This window comes from Micromonospora sp. NPDC002411 (assembly GCF_053592955.1).
The window spans coordinates 1-21,121 of record NZ_JBSFBM010000079.1 but is presented as its reverse complement, the minus strand read 5'-3'; the positions used below and the strand labels follow the sequence as shown (position 1 = coordinate 21,121).

General features: G+C 71.7%; 18 protein-coding genes and 1 pseudogene. 13 read left to right on the top strand and 6 right to left on the bottom strand.

What is annotated here, in order from left to right:
* The 3 genes from ACWCO3_RS12470 to ACWCO3_RS12460 all read right to left on the bottom strand — a co-directional run.
* Window positions 1-862, bottom strand: an 862-nt coding sequence (locus ACWCO3_RS12470) for an SRPBCC family protein (protein ID WP_450009925.1), incomplete at its 3' end; no start/stop codon positions are given.
* Window positions 863-929: 67 nt separating this feature from the next.
* The gene (locus tag ACWCO3_RS12465) at window positions 930-1,979 is read right to left on the bottom strand and encodes an NAD(P)H-dependent flavin oxidoreductase (RefSeq protein WP_358051942.1); all 1,050 of its coding nucleotides are present in this window, start codon (window positions 1,977-1,979) and stop codon (window positions 930-932) included.
* 31 nt (window positions 1,980-2,010) lie between these two features.
* A complete protein-coding gene (locus ACWCO3_RS12460; RefSeq protein WP_450009922.1) occupies window positions 2,011-3,267 on the bottom strand; it encodes a hypothetical protein in 1,257 nt (418 codons plus the stop codon).
* Here ACWCO3_RS12460 and ACWCO3_RS12455 point away from each other — a divergent pair.
* From ACWCO3_RS12455 to ACWCO3_RS12425, 7 genes are all read left to right on the top strand, one after another.
* Window positions 3,266-4,225, top strand: a complete 960-nt coding sequence (locus tag ACWCO3_RS12455; protein WP_450009920.1) for a hypothetical protein — start codon at window positions 3,266-3,268, stop codon at window positions 4,223-4,225. The two genes, ACWCO3_RS12460 and ACWCO3_RS12455, sit on opposite strands and share 2 nt — an antisense overlap.
* Before the next feature lie 189 nt (window positions 4,226-4,414).
* Complete coding sequence (locus tag ACWCO3_RS12450) at window positions 4,415-4,882, top strand: hypothetical protein (protein ID WP_358163243.1); 468 nt, start codon at window positions 4,415-4,417, stop codon at window positions 4,880-4,882.
* Window positions 4,882-6,273, top strand: coding sequence for a hypothetical protein (locus ACWCO3_RS12445; RefSeq protein WP_450009927.1), 1,392 nt, complete (start codon window positions 4,882-4,884; stop codon window positions 6,271-6,273). Before ACWCO3_RS12450 ends, ACWCO3_RS12445 begins: the two co-directional genes overlap by 1 nt.
* Window positions 6,270-7,616 (top strand): VWA domain-containing protein, encoded by a 1,347-nt coding sequence (locus ACWCO3_RS12440; protein ID WP_145784414.1) that lies wholly within the window; start codon window positions 6,270-6,272, stop codon window positions 7,614-7,616. Before ACWCO3_RS12445 ends, ACWCO3_RS12440 begins: the two co-directional genes overlap by 4 nt.
* A 14-nt stretch (window positions 7,617-7,630) precedes the next feature.
* Window positions 7,631-8,743, top strand: a complete 1,113-nt coding sequence (locus ACWCO3_RS12435; protein WP_145784416.1) for an ATP-binding protein — start codon at window positions 7,631-7,633, stop codon at window positions 8,741-8,743.
* Window positions 8,740-11,544 (top strand): DUF5682 family protein, encoded by a 2,805-nt coding sequence (locus ACWCO3_RS12430; protein ID WP_450009918.1) that lies wholly within the window; start codon window positions 8,740-8,742, stop codon window positions 11,542-11,544. The genes ACWCO3_RS12435 and ACWCO3_RS12430 overlap by 4 nt, the downstream gene beginning before the upstream one ends.
* 65 nt (window positions 11,545-11,609) lie before the next feature.
* Window positions 11,610-11,882, top strand: a complete 273-nt coding sequence (locus ACWCO3_RS12425) for a hypothetical protein (protein ID WP_145784420.1) — start codon at window positions 11,610-11,612, stop codon at window positions 11,880-11,882.
* 44 nt (window positions 11,883-11,926) lie between these two features.
* On the opposite strand, the gene ACWCO3_RS12420 is transcribed toward ACWCO3_RS12425, so the two are convergent.
* The gene (locus ACWCO3_RS12420) at window positions 11,927-12,499 is read right to left on the bottom strand and encodes a TetR/AcrR family transcriptional regulator (RefSeq protein ID WP_450009917.1); all 573 of its coding nucleotides are present in this window, start codon (window positions 12,497-12,499) and stop codon (window positions 11,927-11,929) included.
* Window positions 12,500-12,652: 153 nt separating this feature from the next.
* On the opposite strand from ACWCO3_RS12420, the gene ACWCO3_RS12415 reads away from it, so the two are divergent.
* A complete protein-coding gene (locus tag ACWCO3_RS12415) occupies window positions 12,653-13,549 on the top strand; it encodes an NAD-dependent epimerase/dehydratase family protein (protein WP_450009915.1) in 897 nt (298 codons plus the stop codon).
* Window positions 13,546-14,415, top strand: a complete 870-nt coding sequence (locus ACWCO3_RS12410; RefSeq protein ID WP_167524896.1) for an alpha/beta hydrolase fold domain-containing protein — start codon at window positions 13,546-13,548, stop codon at window positions 14,413-14,415. The genes ACWCO3_RS12415 and ACWCO3_RS12410 overlap by 4 nt, the downstream gene beginning before the upstream one ends.
* Window positions 14,416-14,424: 9 nt before the next feature.
* Here the strand turns inward: ACWCO3_RS12410 and ACWCO3_RS12405 are convergent, their stop codons facing one another.
* A complete protein-coding gene (locus ACWCO3_RS12405) occupies window positions 14,425-15,693 on the bottom strand; it encodes an Nramp family divalent metal transporter (protein ID WP_145784429.1) in 1,269 nt (422 codons plus the stop codon).
* Window positions 15,694-15,922: 229 nt separating this feature from the next.
* Between ACWCO3_RS12405 and ACWCO3_RS12400 the strand changes: the two genes are divergently transcribed.
* The 3 genes from ACWCO3_RS12400 to ACWCO3_RS12390 are packed head-to-tail and all read left to right on the top strand — an operon-like array spanning window position 15,923 to window position 18,227.
* A complete protein-coding gene (locus ACWCO3_RS12400) occupies window positions 15,923-16,330 on the top strand; it encodes a GntR family transcriptional regulator (RefSeq protein WP_113974454.1) in 408 nt (135 codons plus the stop codon).
* 20 nt (window positions 16,331-16,350) lie between these two features.
* The gene (locus tag ACWCO3_RS12395) at window positions 16,351-17,241 is read left to right on the top strand and encodes an ABC transporter ATP-binding protein (protein ID WP_358074730.1); all 891 of its coding nucleotides are present in this window, start codon (window positions 16,351-16,353) and stop codon (window positions 17,239-17,241) included.
* The gene (locus tag ACWCO3_RS12390) at window positions 17,238-18,227 is read left to right on the top strand and encodes an ABC transporter permease (RefSeq protein ID WP_145784434.1); all 990 of its coding nucleotides are present in this window, start codon (window positions 17,238-17,240) and stop codon (window positions 18,225-18,227) included. The genes ACWCO3_RS12395 and ACWCO3_RS12390 overlap by 4 nt, the downstream gene beginning before the upstream one ends.
* A 61-nt stretch (window positions 18,228-18,288) precedes the next feature.
* Here ACWCO3_RS12390 and ACWCO3_RS12385 read toward each other — a convergent pair whose 3' ends face one another.
* A complete protein-coding gene (locus tag ACWCO3_RS12385) occupies window positions 18,289-19,377 on the bottom strand; it encodes a DNA glycosylase AlkZ-like family protein (RefSeq protein WP_145784436.1) in 1,089 nt (362 codons plus the stop codon).
* A 160-nt stretch (window positions 19,378-19,537) separates the two neighbouring features.
* On the opposite strand from ACWCO3_RS12385, the pseudogene ACWCO3_RS12380 reads away from it, so the two are divergent.
* Window positions 19,538-21,121, top strand: a pseudogene (locus ACWCO3_RS12380) (hypothetical protein); the annotation flags it as partial.

Here is a 21,121-nt window from a genome sequence, read left to right as displayed (position 1 = left end):
GAGTGGCTGCGGGATTGCCGACCACCACTTCGCCGGTGTAGCCGAACAGCCGGCTGGAGTCGGTCTCGTAGCGGGCGGTCAGCGGCGGCGGGGGTGGTGGCACCGCCGCCGTGGCTGTCGGTGTCGGCTTCAGCGACGGGGTCCGACTCGGACGGACGGTCGGCGACGTGGCCGTCCGCGACGGACGCACGGAGGCTGTCGCGCGTGGGGTGGTGGCGACCGCGACGGCCGTCACGGACGGCGACGGGGACGAGGGCGCGGGAGGCGCGGCGCTCTGCTCCCCGCCGACCGGGAGCGCCACCCACGCCGCCGACCCGCCGAGGACCGCCAGCCCGACCAGCACGGCGGCCACCGTCCGCCGACGGGAGCGGGCCGGCCCGTTGCGGGACGCACCGACCAACGGCAGTTCGGTGGTCATCCCGCCGTCGCCGCGCCGTAGGTCGACCTGCTGGAAGGCGAGCCAGTCGAGGATGGCCGGCAGTCGTACGGTCAGCGCCTGCCGGAGTTGCTGCTCGCGTGGCTTCTGCTGCTCGACGGACCACCCGCCGTGCGTGGTGACCTCCCGCACCTCCAGCCGGCAGCCCTGCGTCGTGGCCGTGACGTCACAGGTCACCTCGCTGAGCCGGCCCGCCTCGTCGCAGGCCAGCACGAGACGTTCCGGCTCCTGCCGGTCGGTCACCTCGACCTCGACGTCGGCCCCGAAGCCGGGCAACCCGGCAGTGTGCAGCAACAGCCGATCCGGTACGCCCTCCAGCGTCTCGGCCTCGGCGAACCACCGGCCGAGCAGCTCCCGATCGGTCAATGCCAGCCAGACCCGCTCGGGTGGGTGGGACAGCTCGACCTGCGCACCGATCTCGATCACGGCGAGACTCTAACGGGTCTCCGGCCCGTCCTGCCCCGCCCGCCCGGGCCGGTGCTCGGCACCCTGGTCATCCCCAGCGGGTCGACCGCTCGGTCAGCGCGGCGAGGGCCGCCCGGGCACCGGCGCTCACGTCGGCCACGACCTCGGCCGCCGGCAGGTCACGGGCCAGTGTGTGCGCCTGTCCGGCCCACGCGTTCGCGACCGACGCGTCCCCGTCGCGCCGGGCGGCGGCGAGCAGCGGGCGCGTCAGGTGCAGCACCTGCGGGTAACCGGCCGGCGCCGCGGCGTCGTGCTGGCGCAGGAAGTCGTTGGTCACGCCCCGGGCCCGCTTACCGGTGAACGACCGGGTCAACGCGGTCGGCGCGGTACTGGCCACCGCCTCCCGGTGCATCGGCGAACTGCCCGCCTCCGGGCACCGCAGGAAGGCGGTGCCGAGCTGCGCGGCGGTGGCACCGGCAGCCAGGACGGCGGCCAGCGCGGGGCCGTCGACGATGCCCCCCGCCGCCACCAGTGGCAGGTCGCAGCGGGCGGCGGTCAGCCGGAGCAACGGCAGCAGCGCGTAGTCGTCGTCGTCCGGCAGGCCACCGCGGTGCCCACCGGCCTCGGTGCCCTGCACCACGACCGCGTCCACACCGAGGTCGGCGGCGGCCGTGGCGGCCTCCGGGCGGGTGACAGTGGCCCACACCTCGGTGCCCCGCTCACGCAGGGCGGCCACCGCCGCCCGGTCGGGCAGCCCGAACACGAAGGACACCACCGGGACCGGGTCCGCGAGCAGGACGGCGAGCTTCTCCGGGTACGCGTCGTCGCCGCCCACCGGCTCGCCCAGGCTGACCCCGCGCTGGGCGGCCTGCGGGGCGAGCCGTTCCGCGTACGCCCGGATGGCGGCCTCGTCGACGCCGCCCGGGTCGGGCAGGAAGAGGTTGACCCCGAACGGCCGATCGGTGCGAGCGCGGACCTCGGCGACGTCGGCGGCCAGCCGGTCGGTGTCGATCATTCCGGCGGCCAGGAAGCCCAGCCCACCGGCTGCGGAGACGGCAGCCGCGAGCGCGGGCGTGGACGGGCCGCCGGCCATCGGAGCGGCGATGATCGGGTGACGCAGCGTGGACAGCGTGGACATGGGACTCATCCTGCCGCACCGCCCCGTCCGCTCAGCGGCGTGCGGTGTGCCTCCACCGCAGCACACCGGCCAGCCCGAGCAGAGCCAGCAGTGTCCCGACGCCGGCGACCAGCAGCCAGGTGCGGCTGCCCGGGCCGATGGTGTCAGCGGCGATCGGACGGACGCCGGTGGGTGACACCGGGCCGGTGGAGCCCGTCGGGGCCGTGGTCGGTGCCGTCTCGGCCGTGGCCGGGTAGCGCAGGATCGTCGGACGGGTACCCGGCGGTTGGTCGGCGGATTCGGAGACGGTGAGCAGCGACTCACCGTCGCGACTGTAGGTGATCGACTCGCCCTGGGGTTCGTCCGGCAACGGTGTGGTCCTGGGGGTGCCGGACGTCAACGCCTTGACCACATCCCCATCGGGGACGTCGTACTCGAAGGCGTCGGCGTAGCTGCGCAGCACCACCCGACGCCCGTCCGGCGCGGTCGCCGCGCCGGTGACCACACCCCGCCCGAGGAACGAGAACGGGTTGCTGGTCGTCGTCGTCGGCAGGGTCACCTGGCCGGCCAGGGTCAGCGTCGTCGTCGCCCCCGGTCGCAGCGCGGTGGTCGGGCGGTACAGGAAGACGGTGCCGCTGCCACCCTTGGTGATGATCATCGGTTGGCCGTCGGCGTCGAGCAGCAGCGCCTCGGCGTCGTGCGGGCGGTCCGGGTAGGTCATCCGGTGCAGCACCGGCTGCTCCGCCCCCGGTGCGAGCCGCCACACGCCGACAGTCGTACGCGAACGGTCGTTGTCGCCGATGTCGGCGACCCAGACGGTGCCGTCCCGGCCGACGGCCAGGTCCTCGGTGTCCCTGGGCCGGGACGGGTAGGAGACCGTCCGGACCACAGCGCACCGCTGGTCGAGGAAGAAGATCCGACGACGGGCCTCGTCGTCGGCACCGTCGTTGACGACCACGTACCCGTCGTCGGTGGCGACCATCCCGGACAGCTCGCGGAGCCGGTCGTCGCGTATCTGGCAGACCGGCGCACCGACCGCCGCCGCGACCGCCGCCCCCGCGGTCAGCACCACCGTCGGTACGACCACGCCGGTGAGCAAGGCCCCCAGCGCCGCCCCCACCCGGGCACGCCGTCCCCCGCTCAACCGCCCGCGTACCCGCATCGCCATCCTCCTCGTCGCGGCCATGCCCCGGCCACCCGCCCATCTTGTCCGATCCCGACCACCGACGGCGGCAGTCGCGGGTACGCGTCCACACCCCTGGTCGATGTACCGTCGCTCCGCCTCGTTCTCGATCGGAGGGATGATCATGCCCGGGACCGACACCTCCGCGGCCCGCCCGTTCGGGCGGCGGCTTCTCCACCGGCTGGGCCGTCCGAGCAGGGGCGCTGCTGTCGTCTGGGTGCCGCTCGCCGCGGTCGTGTGCGGCCTCTTCACCGGCGCGTTGGCCAGCCGGGTCGCCTGGGAGACGTCCAGGCCGCAACCCGACCGGGCCGAGGCCAGCGCCATCCTGACCATGGCCTTTCCCGGCCACGACCTCGGCGAGATCGACACCCCGCCCGCGCTCTTCGTCGTCTACGGGCACGCGCTGCGTCCGGGCACCGTGAAGACACTGGTGCTCGGTGACGGCGGCGAATACCAGGAGAGCGCCACCAGCGCCGCCGCCTTCGGCGCGCCACCGGTGCCCGCCGAGCAGATCGTCGCGGTGGCCCGGGACCGCCTGACCGGCGCAGGTTGGACGGTGTACGACCCGCAGGTGGCCGAGGGCATCAGCTGCGCGGACAAGATGTGCGCCACCCCGCTCGCGATCACCGACACCACGCTGGTCGCTCGACGCGGCGACACCATCCTGAACGCCTCGATCTCGTCGCAGACCGCCGCCGACGCCGCCTACCTGGCGGTCGAGCTGCACCGCGCGCCACCGCCGCTGGTGGCCCCCGCCGGGGTGCTCGGCACGCTGCTGGGCGCGGTGGCCGGGTGGTGGGTCTTCGGCTGGGCCAGCCACCGCTCCGCACAGCGCGGCAGCGCCGTGAGCGGCCTGCTGGGTGTGGCCGTGGTGCTGTGGTGGCTGCCGGTGCTGCTGGCCGTCCCGTCGCTGCTGCGCCACCACCGCGGCGAGCCACATCCGGCCTGGCACCCGTTCTGGGAGTGGCTTGGTCAACCGGCCGCCTCACTGCTCTTCCTGGTCGGCGCGGTGTGCGCGCTGCTGGGGTTGGGAATGGCCGCCGCGACCGGCCAGAGAAGAGAGCCCGAGGCACCGGTCGGCTGACCATCTCCACGGCTCGGAGCCCGCCAGCCCTGCCGCGGACCGCCACCGGATCTGTCGTACCCGTCGTCCATGATCGTGTCGTCGCAGCGCCGCCGGGCCCCGGCAGGCGTGCGCATCACAGTGGGTTTGTCGATGGTGGGAGGGCGTGACGTGACGGACGCCGACGGAGCCGGATGGCGACGGCGCAGCGTGCTGGCGGTGGTGCCGCCAGCGCGACCCCGCAAACTGGCCAAGGTGCCCTTCGTCGAACTGGCTGACGGGCGGTTGCAGGGCGTCGTCTCCAGCGGCTCGGACATCGAGCGGGTCTACGTCTCGTCGGTCTCCGCCGGCACCCACGCCTATCACTGCAGCACCAACAACAACCGGCCGTGCGGTGGCCTGCGCGGCGCCCCGTGCAAACACCTGCACGCGCTCGCCGACGAGGCGCTCCTCCAGTACGGTGCCGCCCGGGTCGCCCGTTACCTGCGGGTCGACGTCGGTGACGGGGTGTCCGGCGGCGCGGCACTGCTGGCGCGGCTGGACGCCAGGCACGAGCCGACGTCGGCGGCGATGGTGTTCAGCCGCTTCCTGCGCCACCTGTCCTACCTGGAGCAGCCGGGCAGCACTGTCGCGCTACCGGAGCTGCAGTGGTTCCCGGCGACCGGGGCTGCTCGCTGATGCGCGGCACCCAGGTCACGCAGCTCCGCGAGGCTCCGGTCGGGCTGACCGACGCGCTCGACGTGGTCACCGGTTTCGACGACGCCCTCGCCAACGGCTTCGGCCGGGTCGGCGAGCGGGACGCGGCGTCACTGGCCGCGTTCGCCGACGCGTTGGCCGGCACCCCACTGGCCGACCCGGTCGCCACAGCGGTCAGCGCGGTCACCGCCGGGTCGGTCGGCCCCGGGCACCTCGCCGCCCTGGCCGGGGCACGCTCAGCGCTGCTGGGTGCGGCGCACGACGCTCTCCTCGGGCAGTGCGACGCGGCGCTGGGACGGCAGCGGTCACCATGGGCGACGGCGGTCTCCGGGCCCGCCGAGGCGCTGCCCGCCCTCGCGGGCGCCCGGGCGTGGTGGCACGAGGTGGCCGTCACCGGCTGGCGCGGCGTCGACCACGAGCGGCTCTCCGCCGCGGCGACGGTGGTCGAGGCGGCAATGGCCGTGCCGGAGCTACGCCGACTCGCGGTGCTGCTCGACGGCCTCACCGCCGAACTGCGGGCCTGCGCCCCGGTCGCCACCATGGTGGAGGTGCCCGCCCGGCGCTGGGCCGACCTCTGGGCCCGGGGCGTGCTGCTCAGCGAGGGCACCCAGCCGACCGACGAGGCGCCACAGGTCTCCGGACGACTGCTGCCGCTCGGTGTGGACGTGCACGCCCACGACACGGCCGTGCAGGTCCAGGTGCACGCCGTCCTGGAGCCGGTCGACGGCGGGCCGGCGCGGCTGGTCCGCACGGCGGTCGCCGCCGCGAAAGTGGACACCATCGTCGGGCCAGCGGTCTGGCGGCTGCTCTCGGCACACCCGATGCTGCTCACCGCGCTTGCCGAACACCGGGCGCTGACCGTCACCGACCTGCCACTGCACAGCGGCGACCTGGGGTGGGTCGACGAGCGGGCCCGCCTCGACGAGCCCGCCGACCCGTTCGCCACCGCTCGGGTGCTGCTGCCCCCGGCGGTCGCTGCCTCGACCGCCCCACTGGACCGACACCCGACGCTCATCGGCGAACCGGTGCTCGTCGAGGGCAACCAGGTCCACGAGGAGGACGGCACGCTCGCGGTCGAGGTGGACGGCGAACGGATCGTGCTGGCCGTCGACCGGTTGCCGGCAGCCGGCCCTCTCACCCCCGAACTGGTCGCCGCCGCGTCGGCCTTCCTGGGCCTGCTGCGGTGGGACGACGGTCGGTGGCAGCTCCAGCCGCTGGCGGTGCGCGCCACCGTGAAACGACGCGCGGTGCAGGCTCACAACGGCGACTGGGCGCGCGGTGTCACCGATCCGAAGATCGCCAAGGAGGAGGCCCGGGCAGGCGATGCCGTGGCCGTGCTGCGCGAGCGAGCGGGACGGTTGCTGCGCCGATGACCGAACCGATCCCCAACGGCGGGTCCGCCGACGCCAACCGCCGTCAGGTCCTCTACTGGAGGCTGCTGTCGCGCCTGTTTGACCGCGACGAGCAGCCCAGCCTGGAGTCCGCGAGCGTTGCCGTGGTCGACGACCTCGGGCTGCCCACCGCCCTGTTGGACCCGGCGGTCTCGGTGGACACCATCGTTCAACGCTTTCCGGCACTCGCGGCAGAGCTGCGCGGTCTGCTCAGCCCGGGTGACGACGACCCCGGCGACAGCGGTGCCGAAGCCCACCGGCCCGGCGAGGCCGAGGTCCGCCGGGCCGCGCTGGTGTCGAAGGTGCTGCTCAACGTTTTCGCCACCGGCTCCGGTCCGGTCAGCGCCAACCAACTGGCCCGCTGGCAGTCGGACGCCGGCTGGTTCGAGCAGGCGCTCGGGGGCGAGCCCGGCGACCTGCGCCGACAGGGCACCGGGCTGGGCGCCACCCTCGCGGGCCTGGAGGGTGACCTGGTCCGGCGCATGCACCTGCGGGAGGTGCTCGCCGACCCGACGCTGGCCAAGGCGTTGACCCCCAGCATGTCCCTCATCGAGCAGTTGCTGCGGGACAAGGCCAACCTCTCCGGGGTGGCACTGGCCAACGCCAAGGCGTTGATCCGGCGGTTCGTCGACGAGGTCGCCGAGGTGCTGCGAACGCAGGTGCAACAGACCAGCGCGGGGGCACTGGACCGGTCGGTGCCACCCAAGCGGGTGTTCCGGAACCTGGACCTCGACCGGACCATCTGGCAGAACCTGACCAACTGGAGCCCGGAGGACGAGCGGCTCTACGTCGACCGGCTCTACTACCGGCAGACCGCCCGGCGCACCGCCCCGGCCCGGCTCATCGTCGTGGTGGACCAGTCCGGCTCCATGGTCGACTCGATGGTCAACTGCACCATCCTCGCGTCGATCTTCGCCGGCCTGCCGAAGGTCGACGTGCACCTGATCGCGTATGACACCCGAGCCCTGGACCTCACCCCGTGGGTGCACGACCCGTTCGAGGTGCTGCTCCGCACCCAGCTCGGTGGTGGCAACGACGGGCCGGTGGCGCTGGCGCTGGCCCGGCCGAAGATTGTCGAGCCGAAGAACACAGTGCTGGTGTGGATCTCGGACTTCTACGAGTTCGACAGGTCCCAGCCGCTCTTCGACGGCCTCGTCGCGGTGCACCGCTCCGGCGTACGGGTCATCCCGGTCGGCTCGGTCAGCAGTTCCGGCCAGCAGAGCGTCAACCCCTGGTTCCGTCAACGTTTCAAGGACCTTGGCACCCCGGTCATCTCGGGGCACATCCGCAAACTCGTCGTCGAGCTCAAGAACTTCCTCACCTAGGAGAGCAACCCCTCATGTCCGAGATGCTGCGCGCCCCCGCCGAGGTCACGTACGCCGACGAGCTCGACTTCCTCGAGTCGGTCGACACCGGCCCGAAGCCGTTCTCCTGGCGACTGAGCCCTCGTATGGTCCGTCTGTTCATCCTCGGCTCGGAGCGAGCCGACGGCCTGTCCCGGGAGATCCCGCAGAAGTGGTTCGGCGACCGCAGCTTCGTCGAGCGGGCCATCGTCACCCTCGCCTCGGATCGCGGCCTGCTGCTGATCGGTGACCCCGGCACCGGCAAGAGTTGGCTGGCCGAGCTGCTGGCCGCTGCGATCTGCCGCAACTCGACACTGGTCGTTCAGGGCACCGCCGGCACCACTGAGGACCACATCAAGTACTCGTGGAACGTGTCCATGGTCATCGCCAAGGGACAGTCCCGGGAGTCGATGATCCCGTCGCCGATCATGACGGCGATGGAGCAGGGCGTGGTCGGTCGCTTCGAGGAGTTGACCCGTTCCACAAGCGACGTACAGGACGCGTTGATCTCGATTCTGTCCGAGAAGTACGTCGCCATCCCCGAGCTGGACCACGACAACATCGTCTTCGCCCAGCCCGGCTTCTCGATCATCGCCACCGCGAACAGCCGCGACCGGGGCGTCAACGACCTCTCCTCGGCGCTCAAGCGGCGGTTCAACTTCGTCCGGATCCCGGTGGTGACCAACAAGCGCAGCGAGGCCGAGATCGTCCGCTTCCGCACCGAGGAGCTGCTGCGCCGGCACCGCATCGAGCTGGACGTGCCGCCCACGCTGCTGGACATCCTGCTGCAGAGCTTCGCCGACCTGCGGGCCGGTGCCGCCGCTGCGACCAGCGACGACGAGAAGCTGGAGTCGGCGCTGTCCACCGCCGAGCAGATCGGCGTCTTGGAGGACGCCATCCTGCACAGCCAGTTCTTCGGCGACCGCACACTGCGGGCGGCCACGATCGCCGGGTCGCTGGTCGGCTCGCTGGCCCGGCGCAGCCCGGAGGACCTGGCGATCCTCAACAAGTACCTGCACGGCGTGGTGGAGCCGCGCGCGCGTAAGGACGACGACGGGTGGGCCGGCTTCCTCGACGGCGGTCGCCAGGCGATCGCGTCCCTGTCGTGACCGCACCCACCGTCACCGGCCCCTTCGACGCGCTGCGCGAGCAGCTCACGGACGCGGCCTCCACGTTCGCCGGGTCCCCCGACGCGCTCGGTGCGATCCTCGCGGGCATCGTCGACGATGTCGACCGCGCGCTCTCCGAGCGGCTGGAGATCTTTCCGGTCTGCCATCACTCGCCGGCCTCCGCGCTGGCGATGGTGCGTCGACTACGGGCCAAGCAGCCCAGGGTGATCTACCTGGAGCTGTGCGAGGATCTTCAGCCGCTGCTCGGGGAGCTCCGCAACTGCCGCCTCCCGGTCGCGGTGCAGGCGTTCGCGTCGGAATTGTCCGGCTTCCCCGCCACCTGGGGCCCGCTCAGCGTCGTCGCGCCGGTCACCGAGGCGTCGGCGGAATACCAGGCCATCGCGTACGCGCTGGAGACCCCCGGGGTCGAACTGGTGCTGGTGGACCGCTCCACCGACCACGTCTTCCAGTGGTCACCGCGCGAGGATCTGACCGCCCCGGGCGGCGACGCCGGGCCGACCGACGAGTCCGGGCTGCACGGCGACGCCGTCGGGCTGGAGATCGGTGACGTGCGGCCCCGGTTCGCGGAGCTGGAGGCCTATCTGCTGCACCACGGCAAGGTCCGGCACTGGTCGGAGTGGTGGGACCAGTACGTCGAACGCCCGCTGACCGACGCCGACTACGACACCTACCGACAGGTGATGGTGCTGATCGGCAGCTTGTTCCGACGGCTGCGCCCGGCCGACTCCGACCGACTGGACCGTGACGAGGACCGCGAGCGGTACATGTGGACGCGGATGCGTCAGCACCTCGCCACCTCCGGCGTCGATCCCGCAGAATGCCTCTACGTCTGCGGCGCGTTCCACGCCGCCAGCCGGGTGGAGCAGTTCGGGCTGAGCTCCACCGCCGCCGACTTCGACATCACGCCGCGCACCGACACCCAGTGGCGGTACGGGCTGATCCCGTCGAGTCACTCGGCCATCGAGGCGCAGTTCCACCTGGCACCCGGCTCGGTGTCGATCGCCGCGGCGACCTGGACGAAGGCGGTGAGCCGCCACCGGCTGTCCCCGTACCGGCTGGACGGTCAACGCACCGCGGCGACCCGGGGCCGGAGGGGCCGTACCACTGCGGCGCCATCCCCCGCCGCCGGCCCGGTCGACGACGCACTCACCGGGTTCCTCGCCGCACCGCCCGAGCTGGACGGTCTCGACGAGGCGGAGCTCCGCGGCTGGTGCGTCGACATCGTCCGGCTGGCCCGCCGAAACGGTTACCTGGCGAGCACGGCCGACGCGATCGCCGTCTACGAGACCTCGGTCCTGCTGGCCGCCCTCCGCAATCGGGTGCGTCCCACTCCGTACGACTTCGCCGACGCGGCGGTCACCTGCATCGAGAAGGACGTGGTGCCCGGCCGGCGGGACGTACGGCGGCTCTGCGAGATCCTGCTCGGCGGCGACCGGATCGGTCAGGTCGGTTACGACTCCCTTCCACCGCTGGCCCGCGACGTCCTCGACCGGCTCCAGCCGCTCGGTCTCGCCCTCGAGAAGCGGCCAGTCCAGCGGGCGCTGCTGGATCTGGGCGGCCACCCCGAGCTGGCCCCCTGCTCCGACCTGCTGTGGATCCTGCGACACCTGCTGCCACCGGACGCGGCGCGTCCGATCATGGGTGAGCGCCGGCTCGGACACCGCTCGATCCAGGAGAGCTGGGACCTGGCGCTCGGCCGCAACCAACGCGCGCTGATCGAGCTCGGCTACGAAGGGGTGACCGTCGAGCAGGTCCTGGAGCAACGACTGCGCCGGGCCGTACGCGGCCCCGACGCCACCGCCTCCGGCGCGCTCGCCGCCGTGGAGGACGCCATCCGGCTGCTCGACAGTCCGCGCCTGGTGGAGGAGCTGGGGGCGCGGGCGGTGGACCTGCTCGCCGCCGAGCGCACCGTCGACGACGCCCCGGACGTGCTGCGCCGCATCCGGGGTCTGCTGGCGTACTACCGGACCACCGCGCCGAGCCTGCCGGCCTGGTGCGAGGCGTTCGTGACGACCGGGTACGCGCACTACTGCACCCTGCTGCCGACCGCCGTCACAGCGGAGGAGACGGAGGTCCGGCAGGTCGCCGCGATGCTCGGCTTCCTGTTCTCCGTGGAGGGCCTGGCGCTGTCGCTGGGCTGCGACCGATCCCAGTTGGAGCTGGCCGTCGCGCAGTCGCATCCGACGGCGCCGGCGAAGGTCGCCCTGCTCTGGGCGGGCCGACATCAGCTCGGCCTGTTACCGCTGGCCGAGCTACGGGCCCGGTGCGCTGAGCTGCTGGCCAATCCGTTGGTGGTGCCCGCGTTCCCGCAGTATCTCGCCGGCCTCGTGCACGCGCTGGAGCCGGTGCCCGGGTTGACGCCGTTCGTGGTCGAGACGATGTCCACCGCCTTCGCCCGGCTGCCCGACCCGGTGCTGCTGCCCTGGCTGCCCACCCTGATCACGACACTGCGGGACCAGGGGCCGGAGTTGGTCCCGTTGCTGGTCCGCGAGGCGGGGCGTACCTTCCCGGGGGCGCTGCCCGAGCTGGATTCCTGGGTGCCGCCGTGGCTGACGCCCCCGTCCCCACCGAGGGCGGTCACGGTCGCCGCGCCGCAGCGGCGGGTGGGCGTGCTACTCGCCGCCCACCCGGAGGCCGTCGATGCCGTCGCCAGCCTGCTCGGTCACGACTGCGGGTGGCTGCCGTCGGCGGATCCACCTGCCGACCGGGGTGCGGTGACCGCACTGCTGGCCGCCCATCCGGAGACCACGGAGGCTGTGGTGCGGCACCTCGGTGCGTGACGGCGGTGGTGGCGGGTAGGCAGCGGCCCGGCGGCATGTCGAGACACGCCGGGCAGGAGGCTCCGATGAGCACGTACCGGGATGATCAGGGCGACACGTTCCCTCCTCCGGAGGCGGATGCCCAGGAGCAACGGCAGAGCGCCGTGGACTACGGGCCGCCGGACCGGGTGTCGGGTGACGTCGACCCCGAGGCGTCCGAGGCGGACCTGGCCGAGCAGGGCGCCCTGCCGGCGGGCGCGCTCGAAGACGTGACGTCGCTGCCTGCCGACGCCAACCCGGCCGACGCCCTCGAACAACTCCAGGAGATCCCGACCCGCGACGAGGGCCGTCGGACTTAGCGCGTGGGGTCGTGCACCGGGTCGGCTCTCGATCCCCGTGGCGCTCAGCGGGTCCGGATCCCGTTCAGTACGACATCGAGGTAGTGGCGACCGGCTGCGGCTTGCTGTTGCGTATCGGTGGCTGGATGCATCCTGGCCGCGAAGGCGACTCCACACATCAGTGGCGTCATGTCGGCGAGCGTGATGCCGGGCGCCAACAGCCCTGCCGCCCTGACCCGTACGAACAGTTTGTCGAACAGCGAGGACAACTCATCGAGCAGGTGCGCTGTGCCCGGCAGGGTGGCCGTGGGCGTGGACAGCACCGAGGACAGGGCGGCGTCGAGTAGTTGCGCCTCCACGAACCTGACCAGGAAATCACGGAAAGCGGCCCAGGGGTCGTCCTGCTGCACGGCCCGTTCGGCAGCCTGGATCAGCGTCTCAAGTCCGGCCACCGAAACCGCCTCGATCAGAGCCTGAGGCGTCGGGAAGTGCCGGTACACCGTGGCGACGCCAACGCCGGCGGCGCGGGCCACCTCGTTCAGCTGAATCGGGGTGCCGTCCGCGACCAACTGCCGGCCAATCTCGATGATTCGCTGGCGGTTGCGTACTGCGTCCTTACGGAGCGGCGAGTCGGTCACTCCTCCAGCATAAACGGATAACAGCTCCACTTGCGCCCGCAGCTCCCGAACGGGCAGCCCAAGACGATGAAACGGATGACCCATCCGGTTCGTGCTACAGTTGGCAAACGGATGATCCATCCGTTTCCTCGTTCGCCCGGCTCTGGAGAGAACATGCAGATCCTCATCACCGGCGGCACCGGCTACCTGGGCTCGGTGCTCGTCGAGCATTTCGTCGCGGCGGGCCACGACGTGGTAGCGCTGACCCGGTCCCCGGAATCAGCAGCCAGGACGACAGAGGCGGGCGCGTCTCCTCTGCTCGGCAACCTGACCGACACCGCGCTCCTCGAGAAGGCTGCGGCGGAAGCCGATGCGGTGGTGCACACCGCAGTCGACTATTTCGGTGGCGAAGACGCGATCAGGGCAGAGGCTGCTGCCGTGGAGGCGCTGACCCGTGGGGCGGGCAAGGCGGGCACCGGCAAGCCGTTCCTCTACACCAGCACCAACCTGGTCTACGGGCTCGACCCCACCCATTCCCGAGACGAAGACGCAGAACTGCCGGAGCCTGGCCTGCAGCCATTCAAGCTCGTCGGCGAGCGACTGGTGCGCGAGGCGGCGGGCCTGAACAGCATGATCATCCGCGCGGGTCTGGTCTACGGTCGAGGCGGTTCCCTGCTGCTGACCAGTCTGATCGGCGCCGCGACCAGCTCGGGCACGGCCACCTACATCGACGCCGGCGACAACGAGTGGACCCCGGTGCACGTGGACGATCTCGCCCGCCTGTACCTGACGGCCCTGGAGCGTCCGGTGGCGGGCACCTACAACGCGGCCGGACCGCGACAGTTCACCTTCCGCGAACTTGCCGAGGCGATCGCGGACCTGACCGGAACCACCGCGACCTCGATCACCGCCGAACAGGCCGAGAGCGCCATGGGGCCGATGGCGGCGTTGCTCCGATCATCGGCGCGCATCACCTCCCACAAGGCGCGCAACACGTTCGGCTGGAGCACCAGCGGTCCCGCCCTGCCGGACGACGTGCGCTCCGGCTCCTACCAGGTCGTGAACTCGTGAGCTCCAGCCTGACCAGCAGAGCAGTTGTCGGTCTGCTGCGCGTAGCAGGAGTGAAGAAGCGACAGTTCGAGCCCAGACGGTTCCTCGCCGAAGTGACCAACCCGGCCCCGCCGCGTCTGCCGGGTGTCACGGTCCGGCGGGAAGAGTTCGAAGGCTGGACCGTCTATCGGCTGACGCCCGCCAATCCGATACCTCACTACGCCGTCTACATCCACGGCGGCGCCTGGGCAGCCCCCATCACCAGGCTGCACTGGAGGCTGGCCGCCCGGATCGCCGGTGAATCCGGCCGCGAAGTCGTCCTGCCCCTGTACCCGCGCCTGCCCACCGCCACCCACGCCGACGTCCTTCCGGTCATGCTGCGCCTGTCCCAGCACGTCCAGAAACAGGGACCGACCGCCCTGATCGGTGATTCAGCGGGCGGGAACATCGCCTTGTCCGTGCTCCAGGCCCTGACCTCACAAGACCGGCGGCCGGATATCACCGTTCTGATCTCACCCGCCCTCGACCTGACCTTCACCAATCCGAAGATCGCCGACATCGCACCTCACGACCCGTTGCTGAATCTCGAGCACATCCGAGTTCTCGCGGCCCGCTGGGCGGTCCCAGCCGATCCTTCGCACCCGCAGACCAGTCCACTGAGCGGCCACCTGGACCATCTCGGACTCGTCCACGTGTACGCCGGCACACGTGATGTCCTCTTCCCCGATGCCGTCCTGCTCCGGGACCGGGCCGAAAGGATGGCCGGGACCGATCTCCACCTGCACATCGGCGAGGGGATGATCCATGACTGGCCGATCATGCCGACCCCTGAGGGCCGTCGGACGGTCGGAGAGGTCATCACCCTTCTGCGAGGAGTGCACGCTTGATCGGCCGGCTCACCCGGCGACGACCTGCCAGAGCAGGAAGGCGTTCAGCGCGACCACCAGGACCGCCACCAGGGACGCGGCGGCAGTGGTGAGCGGGTGGTTGACCAGGTTGCCCATCAGGTCCCGACGGCGCGTGAAGGCGACCACCGGGATCAGCGCGAAAGGGATGCCGAAGCTGAGGATGACCTGGGACAGCACGAGTGCGCGGGTGGGGTCGAGGCCGATGGCGAGCACGGCCAGCGCGGGCACCAGGGTGACCAGCCGGCGCAGCAGCAGCGGAATCCGCCGCCGCAGGAAGCCCTCCATGATCACCTCGCCGGCGTAGGTGCCCACGCTCGTGGAGGCAAGCCCGGAGACCAGCAGAGCGATGGCGAACCCGAACGCCGCGGCGGTGCCGATGGTCTGGCCGAGCCCGGCGTGCACACCCTCCAGGCTGTCCGCACCATCCGGTCCGCCGCCCCGGAAGCTGGCGGCGGCGATCAGCAGCATGGCGAGGTTCACCGCGCCGGCCGCGCTCAGGGCGAGCAGCACATCCGTGCGTTGACCACGGAACAGGATCCGCCGCTCGGTGTCGTCGGTGGCGGGGATGCGGTCGCGGGTCAGCGCGGAGTGCACGTAGATGACGTGCGGCATGACTGTGGCACCGAGGATGCCGGCGGCCAGCAGCACGCTGTCGGTGCCCTGGAGTCGAGGCACCAGGCCGGCCACGGCGGAGCCCGGGTCGGAGCCGGCGGCGAGCAGGTTCGCCGCGAAGGCCAGGACGATGACGCCGAGCCCCACGGCGATGGCGATCTCGAAGGCGCGGAAGCCCCGCGAGCGCAGCGCGAGCACGGCGAACGCTGTGGCGCCGATGATGATCCCGCCGGGCAGCAGGGGGATGCCGAAGAGCAGGTACAGCGCGACCGCGCCACCGATGACCTCGGCCAGGTCGGTGGCCATGGCGACCAGCTCGGCCTGCACCCACATGGCCTTGTTGAGGGGCTTCGGCAGGCGTTCCCGGCACAGCTCGGGCAGGCTGCGGCCGGTGGCCAGGCCCAGCTTCGCGGTGAGTGTCTGCACCAGCATCGCCATCAGGTTGGCCACCACCACGACCCAGACCAGCAGATAGCCGTAACGGGCACCGGCGGCGGAGTTGGTGGCGAAGTTGCCCGGATCGACGTACGCGACCGCGGCGACGAACGCCGGGCCGAGCAGGATCAGTCGCCCGCGTACGCGGCCGCGCGCGCGGGCCACCTGCAGTGGAGTGGCCCTCGGCGTCGTCAGTTCGTTGGTGACCATCGCACACCTCCCCTTGCGCCTGGATTCCTGCCGCTTCCTTCCCGAGCCGCTGACCCGTGGGTGCCAACCTCTGGCCTGTCGGTGCCACCCGGTCGACACGCCGGACGTCCGATCGTGACGCGCCGGGCCGGGCAGGGCACGCGCGGCACCGGCCTTGACAGGAGTCACCGTGCCGGTGAAGCTGTCTATTAGTCCTACTGTCGTAGGACAACAGGAAGGATCATCGCGAGTGATCGAGTTCGTACTGGACAGCCGGTCGAAGGTGAACACCTACATGCAGCTCGTGCAGCAGGTGAAACAGGCTCTGCGGGTCGGTCTGCTGACGCCGGGCGACCAGTTGCCGAAGGTCCGGGACGTCGCGCAATCCCTGGCGATCAACCCGAACACGGTGCTGAAGGCGTACCGGGAACTGGAGATCGAGGGTCTGGTCGGCGGCCGACCCGGGGTGGGCACATTCGTCCAGCGCACCCTGGCCGGCGCGTCCCTGCCCAACCAGGCCGAGCTACGCGACGACCTGGTCGCCTGGCTGCACCGGGCGCAGGCTGCCGGCCTCACCGCCGAGGATGTCATCGCCCTGGTGGAGACCACGCTGCGCGCCACCCTCCCCGAAGACACCCCGCAGAAGGAACCCGCATGAGCGGAACGAGAGGACAGAGAATGGACCATGTCTTGGAGGCAGACCGGCTGGGCAAGCGGTACGGCAGCGCCTGGGCGTTGCGGGACTGCTCGCTGCACCTGCCGGCCGGCCGGATCGCCGCGTTGGTAGGGCCCAACGGTGCGGGCAAGAGCACGCTGTTGCACCTGGCCGTCGGGCTGCTCAAACCCGACGCGGGCACGGTACGGGTGTTCGGTCGATCGCCGTACGGCGACACGGACGGCCTCGCCGACATCGGCTTCGTCGCCCAGGACACCCCGCTCTACCGGGACTTCACGGCATCCGAGCTGGTCGTCGCCGGCGGCAAGCTGAACAAGCGGTGGGACGCGCACCTGGCCCGGACCCGGTTGGCGCAGCTCGGCATTCCACCGGACCGACCCGTCGGCAAGCTCTCCGGCGGGCAACGGGCCCAGGTGGCGCTGGCCCTGGCCCTGGCCAAGCAGCCCCGGCTGCTGCTGCTCGACGAGCCGGTCGCCAGCCTCGACCCGCTGGCCCGGCGTGAGTTCCTCCAGTCGCTGATGGGCAGCGTCGCGGATTCCGGGACCACAGTCCTGCTCTCCTCGCACCTGCTGGCCGACCTGGAACGCGTCTGCGACTACCTGATCGTGCTGAACGCCGCCAAGGTGCAGCTCACCGGCGCGGTCGACGACCTGGTCGCCGAGCACCGCCAACTGGTCGGGCCACGGCACGACGGCGGCCCGATCGGGGGCGTCGCCGCCGTCGTCCGGTCCAGCCACACCGACCGGCAGTCGACACTGCTGGTCCGCACCGACGGTCCGGTCACCGATCCGGCCTGGACGATCCGCGAGGTGAGCCTGGAGGACGTCGTCCTGGCCTATCTCGCCGAGGGCACCGCGCAGACCAGTCACAGCGAGTGGGGGGTAGCAGCATGATCTGGTTGACCTGGCGGCAACACCGCAAGCAGGCCCTCTTCACAGTGCTGGCGTTCGCCGTGCTCGCGGCCGTGCTGGTGCCGATCGGCCTGTCGATGCGGAACACCTTCGCCGACCTCGGGCTGACGGACTGCGTTGGCCAGCTTGCCCGTGCCGACGTGGCCGTGACGACCCGCGAGGCTTGCGACGCGGGCTTCCACCGCTTCAGCAACCAGTACGGCAGCCTCAACCTGCTGGCCGTGCTGCTGATCACCCTGCCGGTGCTGGTCGGCCTGTTCTGGGGCGCACCACTGGTCGCCCGGGAGGTGGAGCAGGGCACGCACCGGTTCGTCTGGACCCAGGGCGTCGGCCGCACCCGCTGGGCGCTGGTGAAGTTCGGTCTGGTCGGCGCCGCCGTGCTGCTCCTCGCGATCGGTTACGGGCTGGGCATGTCGTGGTGGGTCGAGCCGCTGACCCAGGCCGCTTACGAAGGTCGCCTCGGCATGATCGTCTTCGATCTGCAGGGCATCGTCCCGATCGGCTACACGCTCTTCGCCGTGGCGCTGGGCGTCTTCGCCGGCACCGTCTGGAAGCGGATGCTGCCCGCCATGGGCATCACCCTCGCCGGGTTCATCGGCGTACGAGCGGCGGTGGAGCTCCTGGCCCGGCCGCACTACCAGCCCGCCCGTACCCAGACCTTCCCGATCGAGATGGACGGACCCCCCGAGATCAGCCGGGGGGACTGGATCCTCACCCAGGGCGTCCGTAACCCGGACGGGACGATGATCGCGGAGGACACCCGGATCCAGTGCCCGCCGGGCGGCAAAGGCCCGGACGGTCGGGTCTGCGGCGCCGAGCTGGGCCTCGAACCCGGCGCGTACAACTGGCAGCTGTACCAGCCAGGGGACCGGTTCTGGCTGTTCCAAGGCATCGAGACGGGCATCTTCGTCGCCCTGGCCGTGCTCCTTCTCTACCTGGCCCTGCGCCGGGTGCGCCGGATCGCCTAGCCGGATCACGGAGGCGGCTGACGGGTGCTCGTCGGGGTGCGGGGGCCTCAGCGATCACCCGTCAGCGCAGGCCCTCCGGGGTCAGCGACAGCCAGGACGCCAGGTCGCGCAACTCGTCGTGCACGGCCCGGCTCACCTGCGGGGTGAAAGGCACGTCCTCGTGGACGGCGTGCACGGTGAACGTGCCGCGCCGGCGGTCGGCCGTGGCGTCCACCTTTCCGACCAGCCGGTCGCCGTGCAGGATCGGCAACGCGAAGTAGCCCCACCGGCGGTTCGCCTTCGGCTTGTACATCTCCAGCACGTACTCGTACTCGAAGAGCTCTTCGAGGCGGACCCGGTCGTGCACCAGCCTGTCGAACGGCGACAACAACGCCGTACGCCCGGTGAACGGCTGCCCGAGCGCGGCCGGGTCCACCCGCCAGACCCCTGGGACTCCCTCGACCACTGCCGGTTCTCCGGCGTCGCCGACCTCCGCCGGCTCCCCCGGGAGGACCGGTGTCTTCGCCCGGGCGATGCCCAACGCGCGCAGCCGGCGCTCGTTACGGACCCGAAGCGCCTGCTCCAATGCCACCACGGGGGTGCCGGCCGGATAGACCCGCTCGGCGACGTCCCACAGCCGTTGCCGGCCCTGACGACCGGAGATCGCGACCTCGCCGCGGGCGACCAGGAACTCCAGCATCTGGGTGACGTTGCGGTTGTTGGTCCAACCCGACGACGGCCAGGGCACCGCGCAGGTGTCCGGGATGTCGCGGGACAGCAGTGGCCCGGAGCGACCGAGCAGGTCGAGCACGTCCCGCCGGAACGAGTCGTTCGCGCGCAGCCACTCGCGCTGCCGCTCGTGAGCGGGCCAGGCGGCCATCGCCGCGAGGTAGAGCCCCAGGTCGTCCATCGGTCGCAGCATGGCCTGGTGCTCGAAGAGCGCCCGATCCCGTTCGAGGGCCCGACGCAGGTGCGCGGGCTGGTACGACGAGCCGAGCCGGCTCCAACAGACCAGGTCGGCGCTCGGCGCGACGGCAGCCGTCGGGTCGATCTGCAGCAGCGTCAGGTGCCGCACCACAGTGAGCAGGTCGGTCGGGCGCGGGTCGGCCAACAACTGGGCCCGCACGGCGATCCGTCGTGCCTGCGCGCGATCGAGCTGGTGCACACCCACGCGGCGAGCCTAACGCCGGGCACCGACATGCTGCTGACCAGCGCAGTCGGATTCCAGCCCCGTCGCCAACGCGACTGAACGCGTCTGTCCGATCACGATCGGTGCTCCGATGTGGACCGCAGGCCCTCGTCCGGTGGGCCGCAGCGATGGGAGCGTACGCGTGAAGTCCAGAGTCCTCCGTCGGGTCGCCGCGTCCGCCGTGGCACTCGCCTGCGCCGTGCTGGGGGCGGTGGCACTGCCGGCCGCCCCGGCGTCCGCCAGCCCGATCCGCAACGCCACCCCCTGGTCGGTGCTGTTGTGCAAGTTCAGCGACAAGCCGGCGGAGCCGCAGCCGCCGTCGCACTTCGCCAACTTCCTCACGGCGACCGGCGTCGGCACCGGTGGGGTGGCGGACTACCTGGCCGACCAGTCCGGTGGTCGGGTGTCGTTGGCCGGCTCGGTGGTGCGGGGCTGGTACACGATGCCGTACACCCTGGCGCAGTTCCAGTCGATCGACAGGTGGACCCGGACCCAGCGCTGCGTGGACACCGCGGCGGCCGCCGGCTACGCGGTGCCGGCCGGCAACCGGATCGCGGTCATGCTCAACGACTGGGTGGACTCCGGCGCGGCCGGCGGTCGGGTGCTGCTCGACCCGGGCGCCTGGAACGTCGGCTTCGCCGCGCACGAGATGCTGCACGGCTACAACCTGGGTCACTCGTTCTCCAACGACACCACCTACCAGAACGCGCCGTGGTCCCAGCCGGGCGAGTACGACGACCCGTGGGACGAGATGAGCGCGATGCACATCTACGCCTTCGGCACCGCGAACTACGGCACCAGTGCCGTCGGGCTCAACGGACCCAACCGTGACGAGTTGGGCTGGCTGCCGAAGAACCGGATCTTCACCATGGCCGCCGACGGGGTCGGCTCCCGCAGCCTCACCCTGGCACCGCTGGAGGTGCCCGCCGCGAGCGGCCCGCAGCTGATCCGGATCCCCTTCGACCCGGCCGACCTGTTCCACTACTACACGGTCGAGTTCCGCCGGAAGACCGGTTGGAGCGCCGGCATCCCGGCCGACACGGTGCTGCTGCACGAGGTCCGCAACGGCACGCCGACCCTGCTGCGTACCGGCCCCGGCGGCGGTCCGGCCCAGTCACTCAACGCCAACGGCGTGCAGATCGGCGTGAACTGGCTCTCCGGCAACGCCGCCTCGGTGACGGTGACCACCGACGTGGTCAACCGCTGCCTCCAGGGGTACGTCTGGCGCGAGGCCCGCGCGGGCGACCTGGTCTGCGTCACCGGAGCCACCCGCAGCCAGGTGTGGGCGGACAACGCCGCGGCGGCGAGCCGCTGGGTGAACGGCCCGTACGGCCCGCACACCTGCGTCGCCGGCTACGTGTGGCGCGAGGCGTACGCCGGGGACGACGTCTGTGTCACCGGAGCGCAGCGCACCCAGGCCGCCGCCGACAACGCCGCCGCCGCGTCCCGGCGCAACCCGGCCCGGCTGGTGTCCGGCCCCAACACCTGCGTCAGCGGGTACGTCTGGCGCGACGCGGACCAGTCCGACTACGTCTGTGTGACGGGCACGACCCGATCCCAGGTGCTCGCGGACAACGCGGTCGCCACGAGCCGCTGGGTCAGCGGCCCGTACGGCCCGCACACCTGCGTCGCCGGCTACGTGTGGCGCGAGGCGTTCATCGGGGACGACGTGTGCGTCACCGGGACGCAGCGCACCCAGGCCGGCGGCGTTGTCGGCGGCGGCCTG